Raw genomic sequence first — 15458 nt, 5'->3', positions numbered from 1 at the left:
AGGTTCGCGTCGCGCTCTCGACTATCCGAGGGCCCTGTTCGGCTAGCGCTGCTCCGGCGGCCGTGCTGGCCAGAGCTCCAGACCGCCGACTGGTGCTCCACCCACGCCAGCGACCGTGCACACACCCGATGCCACGGGCGCTTCCCTCAACGTCATCCCGACGGAGGTCGGGAACGACGCACGGTGGGGCAGCACTTCGGGCATCGCCGCATGGCGGGCAGTTATCTCGCCAAACGTCCACCGCCAGCGGCCGTCATCTACCGGCGCTGAACGTACCGGAAACCTAGGGCGCAGGTTTTCTGACCGGCAACGGCACCGAAACGGCTGTGGTCGTGCTTGCTGCGGCAGGCGTGGCGCCCTCGGCTCCGTTCGTCGTAGCCGGAGTTTCCGGCGCGTTCAGCAGGCGCAGGCTGTCGGTGCTGTTAGTCGAAGGCACCGGGATTTCATTGTCTGCGGCCGCAGCTTCCGGTTCGCCAGCATCGTCGCTCGAACCCGCCGCCGCATCCTGTTTGCGATCGCGCTCAACCTTGCGCCAGACCTTCACCGCCGCGTTATGGTCCTTCAGCGTCTCCGAGAACGTATGCCCGCCGGTGCCATCGGCCACGAAATAAAGGTCGGTGGTCTCAGGCGGATTGAGCGTTGCCTCAATGGAGTCCCGGCCAGGGTTGCATATCGGCGTCGGTGGCAGGCCGCTGATCTGGTAGGTATTGTAATCGTTCTTCTGGTCCAGATCCGCTCGCGTAATCGATCGGCCCAGGCTGCCCTGGCCGCCGACGACGCCGTAAATCACCGTCGGGTCCGACTGCAGGCGCATGTTCTTGCGCATACGGTTCGTGAACACCGCAGCCACACGGCCACGCTCGTCTGCGCGTCCGGTTTCCTTCTCGACGATCGACGCAAACACCAGCGCCTCCTCCGGCGTGGTGATCGGCAGATTCGGCTGGCGCTTTTCCCACTGAGCAGCCAGGAACCGCTGCATTTCCTTCTGCATCCGGTCGAGCAGCTCACTCCGGTCCATGCCGCGCGAATAGCGATAGGTGTCCGGCATCAGCGAACCTTCGGGCGGAATGTCTTCGATGTCGCCCACCAGATCCGGCTCATCGCGCAGACGCTGCACGATCTGCAGGCTCGTCAACCCTTCCGGAATCGTGACCTTCGACAGCACGCCGCGGCCGAGCGCCAGCGTTTCCAGAATTTGCGCCATGCTGGCGCCGGGCTGGATCTCGTAATCGCCGGCCTTCAACTCCATCGGCTTGGGCGATACGGCGTTGCGCAGCAGATAGTTGACCATGAACGACCAGCGGTGAGCGATGGCGCCCTCACGCTCTAGCCGGTTGGCGATATCAATGCGGCCCTCACCACGCGGCACGGTGATGACGCGCGCTTCCTTCAGTGGGCCGGGCGATTCAAATTGGTGATAGAGCAGAGCGAGCAGGCCACCGGCGGCCACCATCGACACCAGCAGCAGCGTGAAAAGACCGCTCAGGATGCGCATGGTGGTGGAACCGCGCTTGGGCGCGTGCGGCGCGGTTGCGCCCCGGGGCGGCCCCGGTGGACGCGACGGTTCCAGGATTTCGGACGGCGACCGTGGACGGATCGCACCCCGACGGAAGGTCGGGTCCGGTCTGTTTGGCGGATAGGTGCTCACCGGTTCGCTCCCAACGGCCCTGCGCCTCAGCAGATGCCGCAGTTCAGTTCGCCATGACCCTAAAGGGGATTATGGCAAAAGCACGAGGGGAAAACGCCCTCCCTGATCGGCGGCCACAGATCCGTGGCCATCCTACCTCAGGCGTGAACTATTACGCTTGGGATTTGCGGTGTACGCATGACGTTCACAAGGCCAAAAACCAGCGGTGGGGCCGCTTGGCCCCACCCGGCTTGTGCTATTCGACGCGCCGCAAAATCAGAGACGCATTCGTGCCGCCGAACCCGAACGAGTTGGAAAGCACGGTGTTGACCTGACGCGCCTTGGCCTTGTGCGGCACAAGATCAATCGCCGTATCGACCGACGGATTGTCGAGATTAAGCGTCGGCGGAACGATGTTGTCGCGGATGGCCAGCGTCGAGAAAATCGCTTCGATGGCGCCGGCCGCACCCAGCAGATGGCCGGTCGCGGACTTGGTCGACGACATCGCCAGCTTGCCCGCCGCGTTGCCGAACAGACGCTCAACGGCGCCCAGTTCGATCTCGTCGCCCATCGGCGTCGATGTGCCGTGCGCGTTGACATAATCGATGTCGCTGACATCGATATTGGCCCGCTTCATTGCGGCCCGCATGCAGCGGTAGGCACCATCGCCGCTCTCTGCCGGTGCGGTGATGTGATAGGCGTCGCCCGACATGCCGTAGCCGATGACTTCGGCATAAATCTTCGCGCCGCGAGCCTTGGCGTGCTCAAGTTCCTCAAGCACCACGATGCCGGCGCCCTCACCCATCACGAAGCCATCGCGGTCCTTGTCGTAGGGGCGCGATGCCGCCGTCGGGTTGTCGTTGAAGCCGGTTGAGAGCGCACGGCAGGCCGCGAAGCCCGCCATCGCGATACGGCAGATGGGTGATTCTGTGCCGCCCGCCACCATGATGTCAGCATCGCCCATGGCCACGATGCGGCTTGCATCGCCGATGGCGTGCGAACCGGTCGAGCAGGCGGTCACCACAGCGTGGTTCGGCCCGCGCAGCTTGTGGCGGATGGAAACATAGCCTGAAGCCAGATTGATAAGGCGCCCGGGAATGAAGAACGGGGAAACGCGGCGCGGCCTCTTTTCCTTCAGCAGGATCGACGTATCGGCGATGCCCGAGAGGCCGCCGATGCCCGATCCGATCAGAACGCCTGCGCGCTCCTGCTTGTCCTCGGTGTCGGCCACATAGCCAGAATCCTGGATAGCCTGTTCGGCAGCAGCCATCGCATAGACGATGAAATCATCGACCTTGCGCTGCTCCTTCGGCTCCATCCAGTCGTCTGGATTGAATTTGCCGTCTTCTTTTGCGCCGCGCGGAATGAAGCATGCGATCTGGCACGCCAGATCATCAATCTCGAATTCCTCGATACGGCGGGCGCCGCTGGTGCCAGCAAGAAGGGCTTGCCACGATGCTTCAACCCCGCATCCGACGGGGGAAACAATTCCTAGTCCTGTAATAACGACGCGACGCATCCTGATCCTTCGAAGCGGAAGTAAATGGCCGGCGCCTTAACTCAAGGGTCCGGTCACATCCTCGAAGCCAAGCCTCGAGGTGCTTGGTACGCTCGCGCAAACACCGCGTGTGCTGCTCCCGCGCCATCTTTGAAGACAGCACGGGAGCCAGCAATATCACGCGGCTGAGGCGTTCTTCTCAAGAAATTTGACCGCGTCACCCACGGTCAGGATGTGCTCGGCGGCGTCGTCGGGGATTTCGCAGCCGAACTCCTCCTCGAAAGCCATCACAAGCTCAACCGTATCTAGACTGTCGGCGCCGAGATCATCGATGAAGCTGGCGTTCTCGGTGACCTTCTCGGCCTCCACACCCAGGTGCTCCACGACAATCTTCTTCACGCGCTCCGCGACATCGCTCATCGTCTTCCCTCGCGTCGGTTTGCTCTTGGCAGTTCTTAAATTCAGTTTTCTAGACTTGCCCGTTTTCCCGGCTTCGGGCCCCTAGTCTGTATAGAGGCGCCAGCTACCGGCGGGTATCGAAACGACGCGGCTATCCCACATGATCGCACTGCGTGCGCCGGTCGAACTTCGGCCACTCCGTTTACCCGTAAGGGCGCTGAAGAGGCCGAAAAACCGTTGGGCTCGTTAACACACTTCCCTGGCCTTGGCCAGCGGTGCGAGGGTCGGTTCGACGCTTGACGTTGCGACCAAAATTCGCCTGCTGCACCCAGTGTTAAAGCCCACGCCGCAGCGTTTACCATGGGTTAGACCATCGCCATCCCGCCATTAACGTGCAACGTCTGCCCGGTGATGTACCCGGCTTCGTTGCTGGCGAGATAGACGACGCCTGCCGCAATTTCCTCCGGCGCGCCGAAACGCTGCTGGGGGATCATTTTCGCAATTTCCTCGGTCTGCTTATCGTTCAACGCCGCCGTCATGGGCGTTGAGATGAAACCGGGAGCGATGCAATTGGCTGTGATACCGCGCGGTGCAACCTCGCGGGCCAGCGATTTCGTCATGCCGATCATGCCGGCCTTCGAAGCCGCATAATTGCCCTGTCCGGGGTTGCCGAACACACCCGAAACCGACGCGATATTGATGATGCGGCCAAAGTTCGGCTTGGCGCGCAGCATCGCGCGGGCGGCGGCGCGGCACAGCATGAATGTGGACGTCAGATTGACGTTGATAACTTCGTCCCACTGCTCATCCTTCATCACCATGAAGAGATTGTCGCGCGTGAGACCAGCGTTGTTGACGAGAATGTCGAGGCGACCCAGCGCGCCGACAGCCTGCTCGATCAGCTTGCCAACCTGCTCGCGATTGCCGAGGTCGCAGGGCAGCACGTGCACCCGCTCGCCCAGTTCGGCGGCCAGCGCTTCAAGCTTGTCGGCCTGACGGCCCGAGATGGCAACGGTTGCGCCCTGCGCATGCAGCGCCTTGGCGGTTGCGCCGCCGATGCCGCCGGTGGCGCCGGTGACAAGCGCGGTCTTGCCGGTAAGATCGAACATCGTGGGCTCCTTCAGGCGTTGAGACGTGCAAGCGCGGCATCGATGTCAGCTGGTGTGCTGACATTGCTCGCGTTAAGCGCTGCGTCGATGCGCTTGGCAAGACCGGCGAGCACTTTGCCTGCGCCGATTTCGTAAATGTCAGTGATGCCGTTGGCGGCCATGTAGCCGACGCATTCGCGCCAGCGCACGGTGCCGGTCACCTGCTCGACAAGACGCTTCTTGATTTCTTCCGGATCGGTGATCGGAGCAGCCAGCACGTTCGCAATAACGGGAACGACAGGCGCTTTCACTTCAACCTTCGCCAGCGCTTCTGCCATCGCATCGGCAGCGGGCTGCATCAGTGCGCAATGGAAAGGCGCCGATACCGGTAGCGGCACCGCGCGGCGCACGCCATACGCCTTGCCGATTTCCGGCACGCGATCAATCGCCGTCTTGGCGCCGGAAAGCACAACCTGCGTTGGCTCGTTGTCGTTTGCGATCTGGCAGACTTCGCCCTGCGCTGCTTCTTCAGCAACCTTCTGCGCAACGTCGATGCCAACGCCGAGCAGTGCCGACATGGCGCCCTGCCCGACCGGAACGGCGGCCTGCATCGCCTGACCGCGCAGCTTCAGCAAACGTGCAGCATCGGAAAGCGAGAATGCACCCGCAGCGGCGAGCGCTGAATATTCGCCCAGCGAATGACCGGCGACGAACTTCACGTGATCTGCAAGCTTGAACCCGTGCTCGCGCTCCAGCACGCGCATCACGGCCATCGATACGGCCATCAGCGCCGGCTGCGCGTTCTCGGTCAGCGTCAGCGTTTCCTTGGGGCCTTCCCACATGATCTGCGAGAGGTTCTGTCCGAGAGCCGAGTCGACTTCCTCGAAAACCTCACGGGCACAGGCAAACTGTTCCGCCAGTTCGCGGCCCATGCCAACGTCCTGGCTGCCCTGGCCGGGAAAAACAAATGCGATAGCCATATCGGTAAAAGCGCTCATTTGTAGAGTTCGCAGCGCAAGAACACGCTAGAAAGCTTGCTGTCAAGCGAACCGGTGGCGCGTCCTGGGGAAGGATCGCTGAGTACCCCCCGTGATTGCATCGCCCGACCCAGCTTGCAAGGTTCAGGCTGCAACCGGAACAAGCAACCGGAACAATCTGGCCGCCAGTGAGGACCAATGTTCATTGCCCATCTGCCCGCGGGCTACCTGCTGTCCGACCGCCTGAGCCAGAACCGGCTGAACCGCCGCAGCCTGATGGCCGTAGGCCTATTTGCTTCCGCGCTGCCGGATTTTGATCTGCTCTGGTTTTATTTCGTCGACGGCAGAAAGACACCGCATCACGCTTTTGTCTTTCACTGGCCGTTGTTCTGGATCGGCCTCGCTGCAGCAGCGTGGCTATTGGCCCGCCTGCTGCGCTGGCGTGTCGCTGAGCCATATATATTCGTGGCCCTGGCGTGCTTGCTGCTCCACATGGTTCTGGACAGCGTGGCCGCCGAAATCCATTGGCTCAAGCCCTTCTCAGATTTGCAGCTGAATCTGGTCAAGGTGCCCGCCCGTTATGACTGGTGGGTGTGGAATTTCATCCTGCACTGGACGTTCCTCGTCGAGCTGGCAATCGTCTTCGCGGCAGCCTGGATGCTGTGGCGAAACCTCGCCCGGCAACGTATCGCCGCCCCCACGGCTCCCACGCACTGAAGAGGCCTTCCCGCCTGCCTATCCGCGACGTTTGGCCCTGCTCCGTACAGCGGCCTTCCCGTCCGTTGCCTCGGCGGCACCAGGCGCGGTGCCGCCCTTGGTTGTATTCCTGCGTGATGGCTTCTGTGGCGCGGCAGTTTTGCCGGGGCCGTCACCGCCGTCCTTCGCGGGATTAGCCTTTGCATCTGCCTTGCCGCCGTCGCTTCCCGATACGCCCGCCCAGAAGGCCGCGTTTTGCGCCAGCAGCACCCGGGTCGGTGTCCACGCCAGCAGCGCGCCGACGTAATCGAGTTGCCGATCCAATAACGAATATTCCAGATCCGCCGCAGTATTACGCGACGGGGCGACGCGTTCCCGACGTACCGGCTCACGGATGCCCAGCGCCTTGGTGTGGACCTTGCCGGAGCTTTCACCTGCAGCGGCGCGAGTCCGCGTTTTGCCGGCTGATGCAGCTGCCGCTGCGCCGGGCTTCCGCGCCTTTTCCGGCGCGGCCGATCGCCGTTGTCTGGCTTTTGAACGCGGCGGCATGCTGGTCTCCCCTGTCCGAAAGGGCGACCTCAAGCACTGCGGCTGCTGGGTTCAAGGCCCAAGCCGCCCACGGGTAAACAATGTCTTGCCCAGTTACCCGAGCGGCCACCCCCGCAAATCACGACGCCGATCAGGCGAGTGTGCTCAGACGGCCTCAATAACAGGACAGCGTGCAGCCAACGCGAGCTGATCCTGTGCGACCATGGAACGCCAGCGTCCCCTTGCCGTTGAAGGTTCGCAACCACGGGTGACGGAATGGCAAACGAGCGACAGCGGGATGCCCTGGATACAATTGGCAGGCATCTCCGGATGGAACTGGAGCGAAAGCCGCTCACCTCCAAACCGTCGATCGACCGCGCCTTGCGTCGCCTGCTGGAAAGAGACATTGACGACCGCTTGCGGCGCGCACGCAGCCGCGACAGTGGCAGGCGCCACGGTGATAGCGGATCATAACCGCCCGTTGTTCGAGTTTTGCCGGAGTGATTCCAAGCTCTGGCACCCGCCTAGGTTGCAAACAGAGTGCCGCCCGAGGCAAAATTTGTCGCCGCACAGCCTTGTCGCCGCGCGAATATCGGCTATAAAGCGCACCTTGCTCGCTTCGGCTGGAGGCTGAACGGGGAGCCGCGCTTTGGATTTGCCTGATGTTTCATTGGGTTGTCTTTGGCGGCAGGATCGCAAGCGATCCGGTTCCCGGTGTCTTCGCTCTCATGGGTGACCTGTCTTGGGCCTTTCCAGGTCCATAAGGGGCTTTGCGCCGGAGCAGCACCATAGAAACGAAAGGCTGACAGCATGCCGCTTTATGAGCATGTCTTCCTGGCCCGCCAGGACGTCTCGAACGCACAGGTCGAGACGATGACCAAGGAATTCACGGATCTGATCGAACAGGGTGGCGGCAAGGTCACCAAGTCCGAGTACTGGGGCGTGAAGTCTCTCGCCTACAAGATCAAAAAGAACCGCAAGGCGCATTTCTCGCTCCTGAACATCGAAGCCCCGTCTGAAGCCGTGGCCGAGATGGAGCGCCGCATGGGCCTGTCGACGGAAATCCTGCGCTTCCTGACCATCAAGGTCGAAGAGCACGAGACCGATCCTTCCGTCATGATGCGCAAGGGCGACCGTGACGACCGCGATCGCGGCAGCTTCGGCGGCCGTGGCGGCGGTGGCGGTGGTGGCTTCCGCGGCGGTGACCGTGGTGGCGAACGCCGTGGTGGCGGCGGTGGTGGTTTCCGCGGCGGTGATCGCGGTGGCGACCGTGAAGGCGGCTCGTCTTTCCGTCCCCGTCCCCCGCGCGATGGCGACCGCCCCCGTGCACCCCGTGACGACGCTGCTGCTACCGGTTCGGAGGAATAATCATGGCTGAGGCTGCATCTTCTGGCGCCCCGCGCCGCCCGTTCCATCGCCGCCGCAAGACCTGCCCCTTCTCCGGGCAGCACGCGCCGAAGATCGACTACAAGGACGTGCGCCTGCTGGGTCGTTACGTCTCCGAGCGCGGCAAGATCGTGCCGAGCCGCATCACGGCCGTGTCGGCCAAGAAGCAGCGTGAGCTGGCCCGTGCCATCAAGCGCGCGCGCTTCCTTGGCCTGCTGCCGTACGTGCTGAAGTAATCAAGATGTCCGGTGCCGGCTTCGGTCGGCACCGGATTTTCACGACGACGACACGAAATCATTGAAGTGCCTCGCCACGGTGGCCGGCACGAGGTTGGGACGGGTGAGCCGCTTGCGGCACGTCTCTAACCGCGAATCCGCGGGACAGCTGCTTTGCTAGACTATCGCCTGCTCATAGCGCTGGGTGCCGGCCTCGTAGCCGCAGTTGTGTTCGCTTCGGCGACCGCTGGCCCGTTGCTGATCCGCATGGTCCTGTTCTCGCTCACCGCGTTACCGCTGTTCCTGGCGGGGCTGGGGCTTGGAACGACTGCTGCGCTGGTTGCAGGTGTTTCCGCCACCGCCCTGGTGTTTTTTGCTGGAAGCCCGGTTGGCGCGCTCATATTCGCCATTGGGCAGGCCGGGCCCGTATTCATCCTCGTTTATCTGGCCAGCCTCAATCGCACCGATTCGCAGGGTGCCGTTGAATGGTATCCGGTCGGTCGTCTCATCGTTGCCGCCGCCCTGATGTCGGGCGCCTTTGCAGCGATCACGCTGCTGCTGCTGGGTGGCGATCTGGAAGCGCTGCGTGCCGGCGTACGCGCGGCGCTGCAAGGCTTCCTCGACGCCGAACTTGGAAACATACCCGACGGGCAGAAGCTCGGCCCTGAAGAACTCGACGAAGCGGCATCTTACTTCATGGCCTTTCTGCCGGTGGCATCGGGCATCACGACGATGGGCTGTCTGCTGTTCAACTTCTGGCTGGCTGGCCGCATCACGCGTGCTTCCGGTCGTCTGCAGCGGCCCTGGCCCGACCTCGGCGCCATGACGTTCCCGCCCTCGGCGCCGCTATTGCTTGCGGGTGCCACGGCGGCCTCGTTCCTGAGCGACCTGCCCGGCCTCATCGCCCGCAGCTTCTCCGGGCCGCTGTTCCTCGCCTACGTCCTGCTCGGCCTGGCCGTGGTCCATTACGTCACGCGCGGCAAGCCGTTGCGTCCGATCATTCTTTGGGTGCTGTACGCGCTCCTGTTCGTCACCAATTCGCTTGCCGCACTGGTCATCGCGCTCATGGGGCTCACCGAAAGCATCTGGCCAATGCGGCAGATGCCACCCCCTTCCGACGATCCGCGTCCGCCGGACTGAGGCAGGCCAATTCACACCTACACTTGCAAACACCTCAACACATCGAAATCGAAACCAAACGAAGGAGTATCCAACATGCAGGTCATTCTGCTCGAACGTATCGGCCGCCTCGGCCAGATGGGCGATGTCGTCACCGTCAAGGACGGCTTCGCACGCAACTTCCTGCTGCCGCAGAAGAAGGCTCTGCGCGCCACGGAAGCCAACCGCGCGCAGTTCGAATCCCAGCGCGCCCAGCTCGAAGCCAACAACCTCGATCTGAAGCGCGAAGCTGAAGCTGTCGCCGAAAAGCTCGACGGCCAGATCTTCGTTTCGATTCGCTCCGCCGGTGACACCGGTCAGCTCTATGGCTCGGTTGCCACGCGCGACATCGCTGAAGTCGTCACCGCGAACGGCTTCACCATCGATCGCCGCCAGGTTGTACTTGAGCGTCCGATCAAGAACCTCGGCCTGCATCCGATTACGATCGCGCTGCATCCGGAAGTATCGGTGACCGTGCAGCTCAACGTTGCCCGTTCGGAAGACGAAGCCGAGCGCCAGTCGCGCGGTGAAGACGTCACCGTCGTCAAGGATGAGAAGATCGAGCTCGAAACCTTCGATCCGGACGCCGAATTCGAGGGCGGTTCGGAGCAGGGTTCCGACGAAGAGAATCAGGGCGAATAACGCACCTACTGATTCGCGCCACTCGCAAGCTAATTCCCGTCCCCGTGTTGATAACGGGGACGGGAGTTGACACCACCTCGACGCCGGGCCGTTTGAATCGGATACCGTCGAGCCATGGCACAGAACGCTCTCCAGATTTCCGATCGGCTCGCTTCCCTTGGTGAGGCCGACGATTCGCTCCCCTTCCGTCAGGCGCCTCACAACCTTGAGGCCGAGCAGGCGCTACTTGGCGCGATCCTCGTCAACAACGAGGCGATGGACCGTGTGTCCTCGTTCCTCGATCCGCAGCACTTCTATGATCCGCTGCACCAGCAGATCTATGAAACGGCTGCCAAGCTGATTCACGCGGGCAAGCACGCAACGCCGATCACGCTGCGCACGTTCTTCGAGAACGCTCCGCCGATTGCGCCGACGCTGACCGTGCCGCAGTATCTCGGCACCCTCGCCGCCAACGCGACGACGATCATCAACGCCGAAGATTACGGCCGCACCGTCTATGACCTCGCCACGCGCCGCGCGCTGATCATCATCGGCGAGGACATGGTCAACAACGCCTATGAAGGCTCTATCGATCAGCCGCCGCAGAAGCAGATCGAAGAATCGGAATCGCGTCTTTACGATCTCGCCGAGCAGCGCAAATACGGCTCGGGCTTCGTGTCCTTTGCCAACGCACTGACAACCGCCATCGACATGGCCGGTGCTGCCTACCAGCGCGCCGGGCATCTGTCGGGCATTTCCACCGGCCTGTCCGATCTCGACAACAGGCTCGGCGGTCTGCAGTCGTCCGACCTCCTCATTCTCGCCGGTCGTCCGTCGATGGGTAAAACGGCGCTGGCGACAAACATCGCTTACAACGTCGCCAAAGCCTACAAGTCCGAGCAGCAGCCTGATGGCTCGCTGAAGACCGTCAACGGCGGCATCGTCGGCTTTTTCTCGCTCGAAATGTCGGCCGAACAGCTGGCAACGCGTATTCTCTCAGAGCAGGCCGAAGTGGGCTCTGAGAAGATCCGACGCGGCATGATCAACGAGGATGAATTCCGCAAGCTGGTGGAAGTCAGCCGCGTGATGAGCGAAAGCCCGCTCTATATCGACCAGACCGGCGGCATCTCCATTGCTCAGCTCGCAGCCCGCGCACGTAAGCTGAAGCGCCAGAAGGGCCTCGATCTGCTGATCGTCGACTACTTGCAGCTGCTCTCCGGTTCATCGAAGCGTGGCGACAACCGCGTGCAGGAAATCACCGAGATCACCACCGGCCTGAAGGCGCTGGCGAAAGAGCTCGCGGTTCCGATCATTGCGCTGTCACAGCTGTCGCGTCAGGTGGAACAGCGTGAAGATAAACGCCCGCAGCTTTCGGATCTGCGTGAATCGGGCTCGATCGAGCAGGACGCCGACGTCGTGATGTTCGTGTTCCGCGAAGAATACTATGTCGAGCGCACCAAGCCGTCCGAAGGCACATCCGAGTTTGTCGAATGGCAGCAGAAGATGATGGGCGTTTCCGGCAAGGCGGAAGTCATCATCGGCAAGCAGCGTCACGGTCCGGTGGGCACGGTTGAACTCGCGTTCGAAGGCCAGTTCACGCGCTTCGGCAATCTGGCGCGCGAATATCAGTCGGCCGGATTCGACCGCGAATAGGGATTGGCATCAGGCGAATGCGTCTTCGACGCCCTGGTCTGTACCTTCGACGCGCAACGCACTTTCAAATTTCCCGTCGTCTCAGCACTTCAAAAGGTGGCCTCCGTGCCACCTTTCTTTTTTCTGGCCCGCCGACCATTGGCGTGTGCAATCAATCGGCCCGCAGTCCGCTTGCGGTCTCTGCATAGGCTTCGCGTGCGAGCGAACTCAAACCGGCCGCAGATGTCATCAGGAACACGTTCGCAATTCGGGACATGGCGTCGATCCTTGCGAGACTGTCGTGTGGTGCTTCACGCAGCGTCGTCTTCACCTTGTGCACGAATGCGTAGTCGCTTGAGCCGTCCAGAGCCGGAATAAAAGACGTGATGGAGGCCCCGTCGGGCATCTGTGTATGAATTGCGAATTCGCCCGGCGGGAAAGCACTACGGTTCGCGTAGATAACTTCAACCATCGCAAGATGGCGTGAGTTTTCATCAAAGGTCGGGCGGAATGCCTGGCTGATAACCCTCTGGTACGCAGCCTCATATTGCGACCGCAGATCGCCGCGGCTGTTGATGGTGTCGGTGATGGCGTTGGAAATTTCCGCATCGCCCGCCAGCGCCGTCATCGGCGGTAAAGGCGTGACCTGTTCAACCTTCGTTGGGCGCGGATCGGCCCGCAACAAAGCCAGAGCGGTGTTGATCGAATTGATGGTGCTCATGCGCGGCTGCTCTGCATGCATGCGCCTGCGGGCCACCCATCGGCCGTGCGACATCTGAAACCGCGACTTCATGCCGGGTACGGCTGCAAGCATTCCTGAATGGCGTAAACAATTAATTAACCACAGGCGATGGGGCCGAATTCTCGCCTCGTCATGGGCCGGCAGCCCATGCGCGCGTTAAGATGCCTCGTTTGCATCGGGATTCGACTTCACAAATATGCAGATGAGCGGCCGCCTTCGGCCTTTGGGGGAATCCATTTGTCCGACCGGAACGTGCTTTCCGTCCCCGTCACGCGCAACGCTTTGCACGGCTCTGCCGTGCGCGAGGTGGCGTTCGCGCCATCTGCGGCCATTCCAGCATCAGCTACCGGCGTCATCACTATCGATCTGGCGCAGTTGCGCGCCAACTGGCGGGCGCTTGCCATGCATGTCGCGCCGGCCGGCTGCGCTGCTGTTGTTAAGGCCGACGCCTACGGTCTGGGTGCAGCGCGCATCGTACCGGCGCTCTATCAGGCCGGGTGCCGCAATTTCTTCGTCGCCACGTTCGATGAGGCTGTAGCGGCGCTGAAATATGCGCCCGGCGCCACGGTCTACATCCTTGATGGCATCATGCCCGGAGCCGCGCGCGACATCGCAGCCCTTGGCGCACGCCCCGTACTGACCAGCCTTGGCGAGATCGATGCGTGGGCGTCGCCAGCTGCGCAGGATGAAGTTGCTCCGCCCGCCGCACTGCATGTCGATACCGGGTTGCATCGGCTCGGCATGGCTGAAGATGAACTTGAAACGCTGGTCGCCGACGACGCACTGATGGCGCGGCTCGACTTCGCCGTCGTGATGAGCCATCTCGCCTGCGCCGATGAAGCCAGCCACGCGATGAACCGGCAGCAGCTGGAAACCTTCAAGCGGCTGCGCGCGAAGCTGCCGAAGGCGCGCGCCAGCCTCGCCGCCTCCGATGGCCTGATGCTGGGCCGCCCATTCCATTTCGATCTCGTGCGTCCGGGCTATGCGCTCTACGGCGGCCAGGCCAACGCCGAACTGAAAACCCCGGTATCGCCGGTGGTGCAGGTTTCAGCGCGTATCCTGCAGGTTCAGGATGTGCCGGCCGGCGGTGCCATTGGCTATTCCGCCACCTATCGCGCCGCCACGCCAAGGCGCATCGCAACCGTTGCCGCCGGTTATGCCGATGGTGTGTTCCGTCACGCCAGCGCCGCCAATGGCGAAGCCGGTGGCGCCGTCATCGTGCGCGGTCAGAAGGCGCCAATCGTCGGCCGCGTCTCGATGGATCTCATCACCGTCGACATCACCGACATTGACGGCTCACCGCCTGTGCGCGGCGATTATGTCGATCTGGTCGGCCCTCGCCTGCCGCTCGAAGCTGTTGGTGCGGGCGCACAGACCATCGGCTATGAAGTGTTGACGCGGCTGGGACATCGCTTCCACCGTCATTACGTCGACAACGGCGAATGATTGGCGATTGATCCATGGCCAAGGCTAACAAGACCATCTTCGTATGCCAGAGCTGCGGGGCCACGTCGCCGCGCTGGCAGGGCAAATGCCCATCCTGCTCCGAATGGAACACCCTCACCGAGGAATCGGACGCCGCCGGACCGCCCGGCACCGGGCTGATGCGTCGTGGCGCCTCGTCCGGCCGCGTCATTACGCTGGAGGGCTTGAGGGGCTCGACACAGGAAGCCCCGCGCTTTTCCACCGGACTGGCCGAACTCGACCGCGTCACCGGCGGCGGCATCGTTCCCGGCTCGGCGTTGCTGATCGGCGGCGAGCCGGGCATCGGCAAATCGACGCTGCTGCTGCAGCTTACCGCCTCACTCGCCCGCGCAGGCAAGCGCACAGTCTACTTCTCCGGAGAAGAAGCAGCGGCACAGGTGCGCCTGCGTGCGGTCCGGCTGGGACTGGACGATGCTCCAGTTGCGCTCGCCTGCGAGACATCTCTCGCCCACATTCTCGCAACGCTGGAAGCCGGGCCGCCGCCCGATCTCATCGTCGTCGATTCGATCCAGACGCTGTGGGCCGAAGCCATTGAGGCCGCGCCCGGCACTGTCAGTCAGGTGCGCGCCTCCGCCCAGGCGCTGATCCGCCACGCCAAGACGGCGGGCAGCGCGCTGCTGCTGGTGGGTCACGTCACCAAGGATGGCCAGATCGCCGGTCCGAAGGTGATCGAGCACATGGTCGATACGGTGTTGTACTTCGAAGGCGATCGCGGCCACGCCTATCGCATCCTGCGCGCGGTGAAGAACCGCTTCGGCGCCACGGACGAGATCGGCGTATTCGAGATGGCCAGTTACGGCCTGCGCGAGATTTCCAACCCGTCGGAGCTGTTTCTGGGCGACCGGGATGCATCCAGCCCCGGCGCTGCGGTGTTTGCCGGTGTCGAAGGCACGCGGCCAATCCTGGTCGAAATTCAGGCCCTGGTGGCGCCCTCCTCGCTTGGAACGCCGCGTCGCGCCGTGGTCGGTTGGGATACCGCGCGCCTGTCGATGCTGCTGGCTGTGCTGGAGGCGCGGGCCGGGCTCTCGTTCGCGGGCAAAGACGTCTACCTCAACGTCGCCGGCGGCCTGCGCATCAACGAACCCGCTGCCGATCTGGCCGCCGCCGCCGCGCTGGTCTCGTCCCTTTCCGGCGTGCCAATTCCCCGCGACCGGGTCCACTTCGGCGAGGTCTCGCTTTCCGGCGCCATCAACGCCACCCCGCTGATGGGACCGCGCCTCAAGGAAGCCCAGAAGCTTGGCTTCCGTGAAGCCTTGGTTCCAGCCCAGGGCGAATTAGACGCAGCCGGACTAAAACTGCGGACTATGCGGCTTTCGCATTTGAGGGAACTTGCCGACGAGGCGCCATCATGCGACTGACAGCCAGCCGTGATGGCTTGGCCGTCACCCCCATATTGTATGTCTAAC

Annotated in this window: 15 protein-coding genes; 8 read left to right on the top strand and 7 right to left on the bottom strand. The window is 62.8% G+C overall.

What is annotated here, in order from left to right; translation table 11 throughout:
* Nucleotides 1-283 precede the first annotated feature (283 nt).
* The 5 genes from mltG to fabD form a co-directional block, all read right to left on the bottom strand.
* Nucleotides 284-1648, bottom strand: coding sequence for an endolytic transglycosylase MltG (gene mltG, locus QEZ49_RS04950; RefSeq protein WP_280384752.1), 1365 nt, complete (start codon nt 1646-1648; stop codon nt 284-286).
* Between the two features lie 235 nt (nt 1649-1883).
* A complete protein-coding gene (fabF, locus tag QEZ49_RS04945; protein ID WP_280384751.1) occupies nt 1884-3146 on the bottom strand; it encodes a beta-ketoacyl-ACP synthase II in 1263 nt (420 codons plus the stop codon).
* A 156-nt stretch (nt 3147-3302) separates the two neighbouring features.
* On the bottom strand, nt 3303-3545 hold the full coding sequence (locus tag QEZ49_RS04940) for an acyl carrier protein (protein ID WP_068462321.1): 243 nt from the start codon (nt 3543-3545) through the stop codon (nt 3303-3305).
* Nucleotides 3546-3889: 344 nt separating this feature from the next.
* Entirely contained in the window at nt 3890-4633 is a 744-nt protein-coding gene (fabG, locus tag QEZ49_RS04935) for a 3-oxoacyl-[acyl-carrier-protein] reductase (protein ID WP_280384749.1), read from the bottom strand.
* Nucleotides 4634-4644: 11 nt separating this feature from the next.
* Nucleotides 4645-5592 (bottom strand): ACP S-malonyltransferase, encoded by a 948-nt coding sequence (gene fabD, locus QEZ49_RS04930; RefSeq protein ID WP_280385085.1) that lies wholly within the window; start codon nt 5590-5592, stop codon nt 4645-4647.
* A gap of 195 nt (nt 5593-5787) precedes the next feature.
* On the opposite strand from fabD, the gene QEZ49_RS04925 reads away from it, so the two are divergent.
* Entirely contained in the window at nt 5788-6306 is a 519-nt protein-coding gene (locus QEZ49_RS04925) for a metal-dependent hydrolase (protein ID WP_280384747.1), read from the top strand.
* A gap of 18 nt (nt 6307-6324) precedes the next feature.
* Here QEZ49_RS04925 and QEZ49_RS04920 read toward each other — a convergent pair whose 3' ends face one another.
* Entirely contained in the window at nt 6325-6834 is a 510-nt protein-coding gene (locus tag QEZ49_RS04920; RefSeq protein ID WP_280384745.1) for a hypothetical protein, read from the bottom strand.
* Between the two features lie 789 nt (nt 6835-7623).
* On the opposite strand from QEZ49_RS04920, the gene rpsF reads away from it, so the two are divergent.
* The 5 genes from rpsF (at nt 7624) to QEZ49_RS04895 (ending at nt 11846) form a co-directional block, all read left to right on the top strand.
* Nucleotides 7624-8181 (top strand): 30S ribosomal protein S6, encoded by a 558-nt coding sequence (gene rpsF, locus QEZ49_RS04915; protein ID WP_280384743.1) that lies wholly within the window; start codon nt 7624-7626, stop codon nt 8179-8181.
* Nucleotides 8182-8183: 2 nt separating this feature from the next.
* Complete coding sequence (gene rpsR / locus QEZ49_RS04910; RefSeq protein WP_068462330.1) at nt 8184-8435, top strand: 30S ribosomal protein S18; 252 nt, start codon at nt 8184-8186, stop codon at nt 8433-8435.
* 153 nt (nt 8436-8588) lie between these two features.
* Nucleotides 8589-9554, top strand: a complete 966-nt coding sequence (locus QEZ49_RS04905) for a DUF2232 domain-containing protein (protein WP_280384740.1) — start codon at nt 8589-8591, stop codon at nt 9552-9554.
* 75 nt (nt 9555-9629) lie between these two features.
* Nucleotides 9630-10214 (top strand): 50S ribosomal protein L9, encoded by a 585-nt coding sequence (rplI, locus tag QEZ49_RS04900; RefSeq protein ID WP_280384738.1) that lies wholly within the window; start codon nt 9630-9632, stop codon nt 10212-10214.
* 114 nt (nt 10215-10328) lie between these two features.
* The gene (locus tag QEZ49_RS04895; protein WP_280384737.1) at nt 10329-11846 is read left to right on the top strand and encodes a replicative DNA helicase; all 1518 of its coding nucleotides are present in this window, start codon (nt 10329-10331) and stop codon (nt 11844-11846) included.
* Nucleotides 11847-11997: 151 nt separating this feature from the next.
* On the opposite strand, the gene QEZ49_RS04890 is transcribed toward QEZ49_RS04895, so the two are convergent.
* On the bottom strand, nt 11998-12546 hold the full coding sequence (locus QEZ49_RS04890) for a hypothetical protein (protein WP_280384735.1): 549 nt from the start codon (nt 12544-12546) through the stop codon (nt 11998-12000).
* Between the two features lie 258 nt (nt 12547-12804).
* Between QEZ49_RS04890 and alr the strand changes: the two genes are divergently transcribed.
* Nucleotides 12805-14013, top strand: coding sequence for an alanine racemase (gene alr / locus QEZ49_RS04885; protein WP_280384734.1), 1209 nt, complete (start codon nt 12805-12807; stop codon nt 14011-14013).
* Nucleotides 14014-14027: 14 nt separating this feature from the next.
* A complete protein-coding gene (gene radA / locus QEZ49_RS04880) occupies nt 14028-15410 on the top strand; it encodes a DNA repair protein RadA (RefSeq protein WP_280384732.1) in 1383 nt (460 codons plus the stop codon).
* Nucleotides 15411-15458 lie beyond the last annotated feature (48 nt).

The organism is Hyphomicrobium sp. D-2 (genome assembly GCF_029872155.1).
Taxonomy (GTDB): Bacteria; Pseudomonadota; Alphaproteobacteria; order Rhizobiales; family Hyphomicrobiaceae; genus Hyphomicrobium_A.
The sequence above is the reverse complement of the archived record's forward strand: the minus strand, read 5'-3'. Positions and strand labels throughout refer to the sequence as shown.